At 65.2% G+C, this 11,825-nt stretch carries 14 protein-coding genes and 1 pseudogene; 4 read left to right on the top strand and 11 right to left on the bottom strand.

Going from position 1 to position 11,825, the window contains the following annotated elements; all coding sequences use genetic code 11:
• Together C448_RS11685 and C448_RS11675 are read right to left on the bottom strand one after the other, a co-directional pair.
• Nucleotides 1-497 (bottom strand): annotated as a pseudogene (locus tag C448_RS11685) (ISH3 family transposase); the annotation flags it as partial.
• A 620-nt stretch (nucleotides 498-1,117) separates the two neighbouring features.
• Nucleotides 1,118-1,552: a DUF4870 domain-containing protein gene (locus C448_RS11675; RefSeq protein WP_049916292.1), complete on the bottom strand. Its 435-nt coding sequence runs from the start codon at nucleotides 1,550-1,552 to the stop codon at nucleotides 1,118-1,120.
• A 212-nt stretch (nucleotides 1,553-1,764) separates the two neighbouring features.
• Between C448_RS11675 and C448_RS11670 the strand changes: the two genes are divergently transcribed.
• The 3 genes from C448_RS11670 (at nucleotide 1,765) to C448_RS11660 (ending at nucleotide 4,231) form a co-directional block, all read left to right on the top strand.
• The gene (locus tag C448_RS11670; RefSeq protein WP_004055012.1) at nucleotides 1,765-2,487 is read left to right on the top strand and encodes an AIM24 family protein; all 723 of its coding nucleotides are present in this window, start codon (nucleotides 1,765-1,767) and stop codon (nucleotides 2,485-2,487) included.
• 111 nt (nucleotides 2,488-2,598) lie between these two features.
• On the top strand, nucleotides 2,599-3,147 hold the full coding sequence (locus C448_RS11665; protein WP_004055011.1) for a DUF5518 domain-containing protein: 549 nt from the start codon (nucleotides 2,599-2,601) through the stop codon (nucleotides 3,145-3,147).
• A 49-nt stretch (nucleotides 3,148-3,196) separates the two neighbouring features.
• Nucleotides 3,197-4,231 (top strand): LLM class flavin-dependent oxidoreductase, encoded by a 1,035-nt coding sequence (locus C448_RS11660; RefSeq protein WP_004055010.1) that lies wholly within the window; start codon nucleotides 3,197-3,199, stop codon nucleotides 4,229-4,231.
• A gap of 4 nt (nucleotides 4,232-4,235) precedes the next feature.
• Here C448_RS11660 and C448_RS11655 read toward each other — a convergent pair whose 3' ends face one another.
• Nucleotides 4,236-4,685 carry a universal stress protein gene (locus tag C448_RS11655; protein WP_004055009.1) on the bottom strand — a complete coding sequence of 150 codons (450 nt, stop codon included), beginning with the start codon at nucleotides 4,683-4,685 and terminating at the stop codon, nucleotides 4,236-4,238.
• 107 nt (nucleotides 4,686-4,792) lie between these two features.
• Between C448_RS11655 and C448_RS11650 the strand changes: the two genes are divergently transcribed.
• Nucleotides 4,793-5,101, top strand: coding sequence for a DUF3784 domain-containing protein (locus C448_RS11650; protein ID WP_004055008.1), 309 nt, complete (start codon nucleotides 4,793-4,795; stop codon nucleotides 5,099-5,101).
• 84 nt (nucleotides 5,102-5,185) lie between these two features.
• On the opposite strand, the gene C448_RS11645 is transcribed toward C448_RS11650, so the two are convergent.
• The 8 genes from C448_RS11645 to C448_RS11610 all read right to left on the bottom strand — a co-directional run bounded on the left by C448_RS11645 (nucleotide 5,186) and on the right by C448_RS11610 (nucleotide 11,824).
• Nucleotides 5,186-6,355 carry an NAD-binding protein gene (locus C448_RS11645; protein ID WP_004055007.1) on the bottom strand — a complete coding sequence of 390 codons (1,170 nt, stop codon included), beginning with the start codon at nucleotides 6,353-6,355 and terminating at the stop codon, nucleotides 5,186-5,188.
• Nucleotides 6,356-6,427: 72 nt separating this feature from the next.
• Complete coding sequence (locus C448_RS11640; protein ID WP_004055006.1) at nucleotides 6,428-7,075, bottom strand: hypothetical protein; 648 nt, start codon at nucleotides 7,073-7,075, stop codon at nucleotides 6,428-6,430.
• 182 nt (nucleotides 7,076-7,257) lie between these two features.
• Nucleotides 7,258-8,049, bottom strand: a complete 792-nt coding sequence (locus C448_RS11635) for a DUF7260 family protein (RefSeq protein ID WP_004055005.1) — start codon at nucleotides 8,047-8,049, stop codon at nucleotides 7,258-7,260.
• Nucleotides 8,046-8,606 carry a DUF7552 domain-containing protein gene (locus C448_RS11630; protein ID WP_004055004.1) on the bottom strand — a complete coding sequence of 187 codons (561 nt, stop codon included), beginning with the start codon at nucleotides 8,604-8,606 and terminating at the stop codon, nucleotides 8,046-8,048. Before C448_RS11630 ends, C448_RS11635 begins: the two co-directional genes overlap by 4 nt.
• A gap of 93 nt (nucleotides 8,607-8,699) precedes the next feature.
• Nucleotides 8,700-9,446, bottom strand: a complete 747-nt coding sequence (locus C448_RS11625; RefSeq protein WP_004055003.1) for an FAD-dependent oxidoreductase — start codon at nucleotides 9,444-9,446, stop codon at nucleotides 8,700-8,702.
• Nucleotides 9,443-10,330 carry an NAD(P)/FAD-dependent oxidoreductase gene (locus C448_RS11620; protein ID WP_004055002.1) on the bottom strand — a complete coding sequence of 296 codons (888 nt, stop codon included), beginning with the start codon at nucleotides 10,328-10,330 and terminating at the stop codon, nucleotides 9,443-9,445. The genes C448_RS11625 and C448_RS11620 overlap by 4 nt, the downstream gene beginning before the upstream one ends.
• Nucleotides 10,323-10,577: a hypothetical protein gene (locus C448_RS11615; RefSeq protein ID WP_004055001.1), complete on the bottom strand. Its 255-nt coding sequence runs from the start codon at nucleotides 10,575-10,577 to the stop codon at nucleotides 10,323-10,325. Before C448_RS11615 ends, C448_RS11620 begins: the two co-directional genes overlap by 8 nt.
• A gap of 2 nt (nucleotides 10,578-10,579) precedes the next feature.
• Nucleotides 10,580-11,824, bottom strand: a complete 1,245-nt coding sequence (locus tag C448_RS11610) for an ABC transporter substrate-binding protein (RefSeq protein ID WP_004055000.1) — start codon at nucleotides 11,822-11,824, stop codon at nucleotides 10,580-10,582.
• Between the last annotated feature and the right edge of the window lies 1 nt (nucleotide 11,825).

Genomic DNA, 11,825 nt, shown 5'->3' with positions numbered 1-11,825 from the left:
CCGTCGGTCAGACGGCGCACCGCCAGCGTGTAGCGTTTGTTACGTACGCGAGCGTAGAGCGTGGCATAGCCGTGGAACGTCGTCGTTCCGGCTTTAGCGAGTGAACTGTAGAGCTCTTCCTCGGAGTCGTACTCCTCGCCGTAGTACGGACGGAGGTGGAGGTCGGCGACGACCTCCACCGGCCGATCTGGAAGGAGTTCGAGGATATCCTGCTGGATGAGTGTCTTCCCGATTCGTTCGAGCTCTTCGAGCTCGAACTTCGTCCGGAGATGGTGGAGAATCGTGTTGGCGTGGGGCGATTCTTCTGAGATCTCGCAGAGATGACTGACCGAGTCCTCGTCGGCAGTCGCGCCGACGAGGACGTCCCAGACGTCCTCGGAGTCAATATCAGCATTCTCACCGAGTTCGATATCGATCTCCTCATCGAGAGTGTTGACGAGAAAGTTAAGCACCTGCTCTTCTGTGAGTTCGTTGGCTGCTTGGTCCGGCTGCATCAACCGACCAAGCAGCCCGTTCACCTAACCCGCTTTGTGAGGTACTGAGNGCTCTTCTGTGAGTTCGTTGGCTGCTTGGTCCGGCTGCATCAACCGACCAAGCAGCCCGTTCACCTAACCCGCTTTGTGAGGTACTGAGACTGTAGTCGGTGTCGTTCGCGGAGACGAACAGATAGCACAGTCGCCAACGCTCGCCGTCGGCGACGTAGGTGCATTCGAGCACGCAGCCGGTCTGTCCGTCCGCCACCCGAACGGTCCCGTCCATGAACAGTTCGAATCCGGTGACGTATCCGTCGACGTCGAGTTCGGTGAGCAGGGCGGTCGTCGACGCCGCCGTCGTTCGTCCGTCCCACTCGACGACGGCGCTGACGTCGCCATCGGGGGCCGCGAACGTCGTGTCGCCGCCGTTGACCTCGACCGACCAGTCGGCGGGATGAGCGAGACGGTAGCCGTGCTCCTCGTCGGTGTAGGCGTTCAGCGTTCGTTCGGTCGTGATCGGTGTCATCGTTCGCTGTCGGTTCTCGTCGGCGTGTTCACCGTCGGCTCCCGGTGTCACGCCGTGGTCGGGCGTTCGTATCGTGTGTCGTGTGAGTGAGTGCAGAAGAGGGAGAGCCGCGTCGTGATTACGCGAGTCGGTCGGCGATCGACGCGGCGATGGGGAGTCTGGCGACCTTTCCCTGGTAGGCCTTGATCATCAGATAGATCCAGGCGACGAAACTCCCGAGCGAGACGACGAGCCAGACCAGACCGAGGATCAGTCCGAAGAGACTTCCGGCGAGGAACAGGCCCGAACTCCCGCTCACCGTCGCCATCGAGACGGCCGTTCCGAGAAAGGAGAGCGCGATGTACGCGACGACGAGCACGCCGGTGAAGGCCATGCTCTGGGCGGCGTGCCAGCGCACGAACCGGTCCTCGCGCTCAATGAGATAGAAGAGCAGTCCCGAGACGAAGCCGAACAGATACGACAGCGCCCCCGCGGTGGTGCTGTCGAGTCCGGATTCGCTTTCGCTTGTCGTCGATTCCTCGTCGATGCCGATGTCCTGTGTGCTGCTTGCCATCTGTGGTCTCCTGTGGGTTCGATCGTTCGCACGAGCGCCGGCGGCGACGCCGCCAACGGACGAACGAAGGCGCGTGCAGATGGTATAGCCATCGTGTGGGATCATTGCACACTGCGGGATCGTTTCACACCGTGGGATGGTAGCACGCGGTGGCTATATCGCTCGAAACGACCTCTCTTCGAGCGAGCCACCGTGTGGCTCGGAGCACACCAATGGATTTCGACGATTTCGTCCGATCGCACGGACCAGACGAGACCACGAAGACGTTCGACCGCGAGAGCTCGAAGCTGCTCGACGTCGCCCTCGACGGTGCCGTCATGGCCAAGGCCGGCTCGATGATCGGCTACACCGGCGAGGTTGCCTTCGAGCGCAAATCCTCCGGCGGGCTGAAGGGCATGCTGAAAAAGCGCGTCACCGGCGAGGGGGGCGTGATGATGCGCGCGAGCGGCGTTGGCCACCTCTACCTCGCCGACGCCGGCAAGGAGGTCCAGATCCTCGAACTCGATGCCGACGACGAGGTGAGCGTCAACGGCAACGACGTGCTCGCCTTCGAGGAATCGGTGAACTGGGACATCAAGATGATGAGTTCCATCGCCGGGGTCTCCTCGGGCGGGATGTTCAACGTCTATCTGCAGGGGCCGGGCCACATCGCGATCACCACCCATGGCGAGCCGCTGGTGCTGCCGACGCCCGTCCGGACCGACCCGAACGCCACCGTCGCCTGGAGCGCGAACGTCTCGCCGAACGCGAAGCGCGATCTGAACATCAAGAGCTTCATCGGGCGCTCGTCGGGCGAGAGTTTCCAACTGGAGTTCGCCGGCCAAGATGGGTTCGTCATCGTCCAGCCCTACGAAGAGGCCAACCCCGATGGGGGCGGATCGGGTGGTGAAAGCGCCACCACGGGGGAGGGAATCAACGTTAGCGACTTCCTCTGAACCCTGCTGACGCCACCGAACTCCGTTTGCTTCGGACCCCCACCATTCACCGATCGCTTTCCGAACGAGCGCGCCCGTGACCGTTTTGTTCTGAGAGCTCCGAATTCGACCATGACGAACTGGCGCGCGGTCGGGCTGGGTCTGACCGTCGAGTTCGTACTCGGCATCGTCGGTCTCATCGTTCCGGGGATCGGGCAGTTCGTCGCCGGTCTCGTCGGCGGGTTCGTCGCCGGCTATCGCGCCGATACCACCGTCGGCGGCGGGCTCTGGCACGGGTTGCTCGCCGGCTCGCTCGGCGGCTTCCTGCTGGCGCTCCCCCTCGGTATCGGGATCTCCATCGCGAGCATCGAGATCGGGGTCCTGAGTCAGTCCGGCGGCCTGCTCGCTGGCTTCGGGACGACGCTGTTCGTGATCGTCGTCGCCGTCGTCCTCGGGGCGAACAGCGCCCTCGGCGGAGCCATCGGTAGCCTCGTCGGCGGCACCAGCCGCGACCATGACGGCGGACGACACTCCGACGACCGCAACGCCCCGTATAGCCCCCGCAACCGCCCCGCGGACGCCGACCACTTCTCGGATTCCGAGGATACGGCGACGAATGCTGGCCAGAACGGATCGTCGAGCCCACGGCTGACGGACACGATCCTCGACGATCGGCGATAGCTGCTCGGGCGATGGGACGGTTTATTCGTCCGCCGACGCGATCTATCATGTGGAACTATCGATAGTCGATCTGGCACCGGTACCCGAGAACGGGTCGGCGACCGAGGCGTTCGAGAACACCGTCGAGCGCGCACGAAACGCCGAAGAGCTCGGCTACTCGCGCTTCTGGGTGGCCGAGCATCACGACTTCCCCGACCGCCTCGCGAGCACTACCCCGGAGGCACTCATTCCCCATATCGCGGCCAAAACCGACAGCATCCGCGTCGGCTCCGGTACTGTGCTGCTCAACCACTACAGCCCGTACAAGGTGGCCGAGACCTTCGGCGTGCTCGACTCGCTCGCGCCCGATCGCATCGATCTCGGGCTCGGCCGGGCGACCGGCAACCCGGTGAGCGATTACGCCCTTCAGCCCGATCGCAGCCAGCGCCGGCGTAGCGACGACCACGCCGAGAAGATCAACGAGACCGCCGCCCACCTCCACGACGGCTTTCCCGACGACCACCAGTTCAGCGAACTCGACATCGCCCGCTCGGCGGAGTCGGTCCCCGAGGTGTGGGTGCTCGGATCGAGCCCGTCGAGCGCGGCCATCGCCGGCGAGCTGGGACTGCCCTACTGTTTCGCGTCGTTCATCAGGCCTGGCCCCGCCGTCGAGGCGTTCGAGACCTATCGCGAACGGTTCCAACCGTCGTCGTTCGGTGCCGGTCCCGACAGCCCCGAGGGAATGCTCGCGGTGAACGTCACCTGCGGGGAGACCGACGAGGAGGCCGCACGGCTGCGCGCGACGACCGAAGCCGCTCGCAAGCGACTCCAGAGCGGCATCGCCGACGCGCCGCCGATCCGTTCGACCGAGGAGGCGATCGAGGAGCTCGGCGGTGTTCCGGAACCGACCGAGCAACCGCTCGAACCGGGCGAGTGGCCGCGACAGATCTCGGGCAGTCCCGAAACTGCACGCGAACTCCTCGAAGAGATGGCCGCACAGGCCGGCGTCGAGCGCGTCATGGTCCAGAGCCAGCTCGCCGATCCCGACGACGTGCTCCGCTCGCACGAACTGCTCGCCGACGCGTTCGATCTCTCCTCCAACTGACCTTTCAGCGGACGACCGTCACCGGCACCGGCGAGCGCCGCACCACTCGCTCGGCGACGCTGCCGAGCAGGATCCGCGTGAGATCGGTCCGATCGTGGCTGCCGACGACCACGTGATCGATGTCGTTGTTTTCGATATACCGAACGATACGCCGTGCGGGCTTGCCGACCTCGATTTCGCTGGACAGCTCGACGTCAGCCTCGGCGGCCTGCTCGCTCGCCGCCGCGTGCAACTCCTCGACCTCCGCCCGCGCGCCCTCGTACCACTCCTCGGAGTAGCCGGGCATGCCGGGGATCCCGGTCGGCGACTGCAACCCGACCGTGTTCGGATCGGTGTCGAAGGGGTTGATGACGGTGATGACGGTGAGTTCGACGTCGTTCATGTCGAGTGCGTGCTCCAGCGCGCGCTCGGAGCGCGGCGAGCCGTCGATGGGGACGAGGACGTGTTCGGTCATACGACCCACTACCGCCGCGTCGCCTATAGAAATTGCCGTTCGACGGCACGACGATATTCCACACCACTCCGCCGAGGGTATTTGCCACGTCGGATGGATGATCGGATATGGCGCTCGGACGTGTGCTACTCGTCGGTGCAAGCGGTCTGTCGGTCGTGCTCATCGGCTACCTGATCAAGTATCGTGGCATGGTGGGGCTCATCGCTGGCTACGATTCGGACGAGGTCGTCGACGAATCGGGGCTTGCGGAGTTCGCCGGAACGCTGACGATACTCATCGGTGTCGTAACTATTCTGACTGGCGTACTGGACCATTTCGAGATCGGGAACGGCGTTCTTTGGTACGTCTTCGTAGTGTTCGTCGTGGGGGCGGCGGGTATGCTGATCGTCGGATCGAATCGATACACCGCCCGGTGATACCTCGCAAACGAATGCGAAAATACGCGTCTCGTACGTCTTTACGCAGCACAACTGCACTGCCCGAAGCAACTGCTTCAGTCGTCACTCCCCGCCGAGCGCCGATTCCACGAGCCGACGACCGCCGATGGCGGCGGGAGTGACGACGGCGTCCGCGCCGGCGCGTTCGAGCTTCGGGCCGTTCTCACCCTCGGTGGCGGCAGCGACGACGGTGATTTCGGGGTTCCGTTCACGGACGGTGAGCACCGCCAGTGCGTCGGTCGCGTCGTCGTCGCTGGCGACGATCACTGCGCGGGCACGGTCGATGCCGGCGCGGTCGAGCGCCCCGTCGTCGGTCGGATCGGCGACGAAGACGGGGAGCTCGCGCTCGGCGACCGGCGGGAGTTTCGACTCGTTCTCTTCGGAGACGACGAGCACCAGGTCGTCGACATCGAGTTCGTCGAGGACGGATTCGGTCAGGCTGCCGTAGCCGAGCACGAGCACGTGGTCGTCGCGTTCGGCGAGCTGTGTATCTGTCATGGTTCCGAGCGCGCGCGTGAGGCGGTCCTCGATCGCCGGGGAGACGAGTGCACCGATCGCAAGCCCGAAACTCGACACGCCGACGACGATGACCGAAACGGTGAACAGCCGTGCCTGGCCGGTGACGGGCGTCGCGTCGCCGTAGCCGACGGTGCTCGCGGTGATGATCGTGTAGTAGAAGGCGTCGGTGAGCGTCTCGACGCCGCGGAATGACTCGCGGAGCGTGTACGCGCCGACGGTGCCGTAGAGCAGCGCGCCGCTGACGGCGATGAGCGCCGCGATCTGCGTCGTCGAGAGATCGAGTTCCTTGTCGAAGCGGTTGCGGGTGAGCACCAGCACGACGAGCGTCGCCACCGAGAGGGCGGCGACCGGAAACGAGACGACGCTCGACTGGACGATCGCCTCGAACACCGTCACCGAGAGCAGGACGACGGTCGCGAGCCACGCTGCGCGCCGCCCGCTTCGCAGATCGAGCGCGCTGATGAGCAGGAGAAAGCCCGTGATCACCGCCGAGAACCCCGCTGTTCGCCGGACGCCGCTGGCGATAACTCCAGTCAGCGGGCCGAACGTCTCCGGCGAGCCGAGCACGGCAACGCCGGTGAGGATCGACAGCAGCGCCACCGCGACGGTCAGCCAGACGGCTACTCGCCGGCCGAGCAGCACGCGCAGCCGTCGCGCGCCCACCCGCCGCCGTGCCGCCGTCCGCACCGCATCGAGAACGCGCCTGAATCGCATGCGCGCTCGGGCAATCGCCCATCGCGGGGATAAAAATGCTGGTCAGCGAGCAGCCTTCGATGAACACACATCTCACTCGACGGCGCGGAGCAGCCCGAGCAGCTCCTCGCGGTATGCGTTCGGATCGTCGGTGTCGACCCCGGCGCTCTCGCACAGTCCGGCGAACCCCTGGGTCGGGTAGGCTCCGCCGGCGATGCGGAATCCGCTCCGTCGCGTCCAGACGGCGACCCAACCCTCGACGGCGATGTCGTGATTGTCGTCGTCGCGATCGCTGCCGTTGCGCTCGACGGCGTATCGAGCGGTGTATTTCGTGAGGCGAGCACGATCGCCGGCGTCGGTACGCATGCGCTGCTTCCGTCCTCGTTCGACCGAGCGAAAGCCCCTGTCTTCGAGATCGGACGCGAACGATCGCCGGAGCTCAGTTGCGACGGTCGGCAGCACCGACGCTGTGCCGATCCCGGGTGCGAGCGGCGGACGGAAGGCGAGACGGGTGGCGAAGAAAAATCGCCACGGCATGTCGAGGGCGTCGTCGGCCGCCCGCAGGGCCTCGCGGAGCGGGCCGTCCTCGTAGACGAGCGTGTGGCCGCGCACCCGCATCGTCGGCAGCGCGAACAGCGTCTCGGTCGTCTCCTCGACCATCGTCCAGCCGTCGAGGCGGTCGTCGGGAACGCTCGGCGCTCGGATGTCGGCCATCGATCGCAGTACGTCCTCGATGGCCATCAGTCATCGCACGGCAGCATCGAACGGTTTTCAACGTGGTACGACGTCAAAACATGACGGCGAGTAAGAGGACGATGCATCTATCGCGTGATCGTCCCCTGCGGTGTGTCAGTTCGGATGGACCGACTCCCTCGAAACGTGTGCGATTCGCGGGGATGGCGGCCGTTTTGTCGATCGTCCGTTCACACCCGTCGCACCAGATGCGCTCGAATCGCTCGTTGACACTCGTCACAGATCTGCTTGACCCGGACGATCGTCGATAGAACGGGATACGCCACCGGGAACCCGTCGTAGAGACAGTTCACGAGCTCTTGTTGGGTGATCCCGACCTGTGCGTCGACGCTGGTGGTCGCGTGAAGCAGCGACTGGCGCTCGTGAGCGATCGTCCCGCATCGGTCGTGGAACCCGTCCAGCCGTTCGTGTCGCGCCCGAAGTACCTCGAACCCACAATCGGTGAGCGCCGTCTCGTTCGCGTCGACGATCCATGCCAGCAGTTCGTCGATGGCGTCGTTCGCCGCGACGAGTGACGCCTCTTCGCGGTCGAGCGCACGCTCCATCGCCCGGAGTTCGTGGCGTCGTTGTGCCGCCTCGGAGAGCACGCCCTGCTTGAGGTTGGCGGTGAATCCCGTCATGTTCTGTGGCGCGAGAGCCATCGCGACCTGCTCGGAGAGTTCGACCCCGATCGTTTCGAGCAGGGTTTCGGGATCGTCAACGTCCGCAGTGCTGTGCGGGCGAACCGTCTCGGCGAACCGTTCACGGACCTGCTGCCGACTGTTCGATCCGCCCGACGAGCTTGCAGCCACCGTGGCGGCGGGGCCGGTTCGGAGCCCGCCCCGCTGGCCAGTCGGTGTCTCGACGGCAACCCCTTCGACGCCGGTGACGAAGCGCCTGTACGCTGCCTGTTTCCCGTCGATGGCCGCCTGCTCCTCGTGTACGCGATCGATCGCCTGTCGAATATGGGTCTCGACAGTCATGGCTCGCCCCCGTGGGCCGCACGCAGGCGCGCGAGTTCGCGATCGGCGAGTGCCCAAAACCGGCACTGCCAGTCACGGCTCGTCGCCGCGCACGCGTTTCGTTCCTCGCTGGTGGCCATCGCTTCACGAACGATGAGGTCGTGATAGGCCACTCGGGGGTCGTAGCGGCGCAGCCGCGCGCGGTAGCGCTGGGCGGCACGGGCGGCTCGCGTAGCCGCTTCCCGATCGGGGAACTGTCGCCCCGCGATCGGCACCGGACGCGCGCCGGTGCGAGCGCAGACGATGGTGTATCGGCCGACATCGGCCGTCAGGGAATCGATTCGAGCGCGGAGATCGTCGAGCGTGGGTTCGGTCATCGGTGGTTGATTTCGTATCGTTCGAAGGGAAATTCGCCCATCGCCGATCGTCGTGGCTTCGTCCGCCATCTCCGATCCATACGTCGCGCTACCGGCATCGACCTGGCTCGCACAGTCCGCGAGCGCCCCATCGCGAACGAGCGTGCTGGCACCCGTGCCCGTTCCGCTGCACGCTGGAACCGCGACTGTGGTATCGACCATACACTTTAGGCCGGCCTAAAGACATGTAAAACCACCGTGAGACTCACTCACATCGATTGCCGATCCGCAATCGTCACTCGGCGCTCGACGGGATCAGTCCTCCAAACTCGGATGTGTCTGCTGGTCGTCGGGATGTGGTTCGGCGATGTGCTCGCGCAGCGTCTCCCGTGACGTATCCTCCCGGCGACGGCGTTCCTCCTCGCCGATCTCCTCGACACCGGGTGGCAGCTCCCGCCCACGATCGGTGAAATAACCCTCGGGGGCGACCCAGTCATGGTAGAACGGGCGGTCGTCGTCCTCCAGGAGCGTGACGGCGACTTCGGCCCCGTGGCCGGCGGCCACGATCGCCTGGTGTGGTTTCTCGGCGAGGCGGCCCGCCGCGTAGAGCCCCTCGACGCCCGTCCGACCGCGTTCGTCCGTCTCGACGTAGCTCTTCCCGCGATCGACGATCCCGACTCCGTCGACGTCCGTGAGGTAGTCGGTGGCGTTTTTCGTCGCGGCGATGACGTACTCGGCGTGATAGCGGTCGTCGCTGGCCGTCTCGACCACGAAGCCATTCGATTTCGCCTCGACGGCGGTCGCCTCGGTCGAGCGGCGATCACAGCCGGCTCCGTCGGCCTGGTTCTCCATCATTTCGAGGAGCAGCCGGGCGTTGATGCCGGCGGGAAAGCCCGGATAGTTCTCCAGATGGGCGTTCCGTCGCATGATCGAGTCGCCGCCGTCGACGACGAGCGTGTCGAGGCCGTGTCGTGCGGTGAAGATCCCTGCTGACAGGCCTGCCACGCCACCGCCGACGATGACGACGCTGTACGCGCTGTGATAGTCCGATTCGGCTGTCATGGTTGTTGATCGAGGGATGCTGCGTGCTCACGGATGAGATCGTTGTCGATGTGTTCCAAGAGTGCTCGCTGACCCGCCACGCCACGACGCTCGATCTCCTCGGCATCGATGTACTGTGCGAACCGGCGGTCGATCTCCCGTTCGCGTAGAGTGGCCCACCGCTCCTCGCTCACGTCGTGGTCGTCGGGGCGGCTGGCGTCGGCGTACTCGCGCCAGCGCTCGCGTTCGGCCCACTCACCGATGAGTTCGGCCTCGTCGCGCACCCAGTCGTAGTGGTCGGCGAACCCCTCGAAGTACCCCTGCTCGCGGCGTACCTCGTCGACGACCGCCAGCCCGACGCGTCCGCCACGCCCGGCGGCGATGATCGCCTGTCGATCCGACTCGTCGGAAGGAGAGGCGACGTAGAGCCCGTCGATCGGTGTCGTTCCGTCCGTCGCGGCGTGCGAGCGGTCGAACTGTTCGTGGACCTCGCCGTCGTGTTCGTGACTCTCGAATATCGCGTCGCCGTCGAGCGGGCGGAGATACTCGCCGTCGTAACGCGTCGCCGCGACGACCCGCGCCGCAGTGACGGCGTCGCCCTCCTGTGGCTTGACGACGAACCCTTCTTCGGCGTGCTCGATCGACTCGACCATATCCGGCACGATCTCACAGCCGGCCTCCGTGGCGTGGGCGTGCAGCAGGTCCTGGAACGTCCCGATGTCGATGCCGGCGGGGAAGCCAGGGTAGTTCTCCAGATGGGCACACCGCCGTATCGAGGAGCGCCCGCGATCGAAAATCGAGGTATCGAGGCCGTACCGAGCGGTGAACACGCCCGCCGAGCAGCCCGCCGGCCCGCCGCCGACGATGACGACATCGACATCCGTCGCTTCGTCGGGGTCAGTCATCGTTCAGCTCCGCGACGATCTCGATCGGATCGATATCGCGGGCACGAAGCCGCTCCTCGACCGCACACAGCGTGCGTATCGTCCGCCAGTCCGGCCCGTACTCGCGGAGGAGACGACTGTTGCGCCGGCAACACTGGCGTAGTCGGTCGTCGCTGTATACGTGGTAATCCGGAAGCGGGTGTCCGATCCGGCTGCCATCATCGGTTTGCGGAACCGTTCGACGAGCGGTCGGTGTGTCGTCGGGCATGGTCAGAACTTCCCTTTGATGATGTTCGCGACGCGCTTGCGGTCGAACAGTCTCTCTTCTTCGTGGATCTCGGGATACGGCCCGCTGGTGTAGGTCGGCCACTCGCCGAACTGCTCGGGATAAAGCTGTTTGGCGGTCATTTCGAGCTGGAAGAGGTTCAGAATCGGTCCTTGGTAGCGTGCGCCCTGTGCGTACACGCGGTCGTTTTTGACCGCCGAAAGCTGCTTTCCGACCGGGTTCTCGTTCAGTTTCTTTCGCACCTTCTGCATGCCCGTTTCGGGATGCATGCCGCCAAGTCCAAGCAGTACGTCCGGGTCCGCCTCCAACAGCCCCTCCATGTCGACGGCGTCGCCAGAGGAGGTCCCGTCCCCGAACGCCTCGGTCGCTCCGAGCGGCCGCGTGTGGGCCGTCAGAAATCCGGGGTTGTTCACCTTGTAGACGTATATCTTGTCGAAGTCCGTCGGAAGCGCCATCACCGCCGTCGGCCGCTCGTTGGCGGGCGGACGGTTCGCCTCGATGGTATCGAGCAGTCCGCGATGGATCTCCGCGAGCGCCTCGTACCGTTCGTTTTCGCGGAACACCTTCGCGACCTTCTCGAACATCTCCCACAGACCGTAGTACCGATAGCTGTCCTTCCACTCGGCGGGCGGTTCCGCGTGGCGATCACTGTAGTAGTTCCCGAACCAGGGCGCGACGTTGTCCCGGATCTCCCCGATGTCCGTCCTGTTCCAGCCGTCCAGCGAGAACATGCCTGCCGGGTCCGCGAGGTGGACATCACTGTTCAGCTCGTACAGTTTCTCCTTGCTCGGCTCCCACGAGGAGTACAGCCCGCCCCAATCGAGTGATACCCCATCGAGACGGGGCGTGAACTGGTTCCACAGTGCGTCGTAGTAGTCCGGCGCGTGCATCGCGTTCACGTCGTTTCCCCGTCCGAGCGCGAACGCCATCCCGGCTAGATGTGTGAGGCGCGTGAAGACTGATTCCGGCACCGAATCGAACGCGACGTTCCCCATCGGTGCCATTCGCACCGAGTAAGAGTTCCCGCCGCCGCTGGTCGTGTTCTCACCGGTCGTTGTCTCGTTCACAGCGTTCGTCGCTTCGGCTCCCCCGCCGCCCCCGGAACTGCTTTCACCCGTGCAGCCGGCGAGCAGTCCCGCCCCGATCACCGTTCCGCCGCCCGCTTTGAGGAGATCTCGCCGCGTTGGTGCCCCAGCCGTGATGTCGCTATTGCCATCGTTGTCACTCATG

The sequence above is a fragment of the Halococcus morrhuae DSM 1307 genome (assembly GCF_000336695.1).
Lineage (GTDB): Archaea > Halobacteriota > Halobacteria > Halobacteriales > Halococcaceae > Halococcus > Halococcus morrhuae.
The sequence above is the reverse complement of the archived record's forward strand: the minus strand, read 5'-3'. Positions and strand labels throughout refer to the sequence as shown.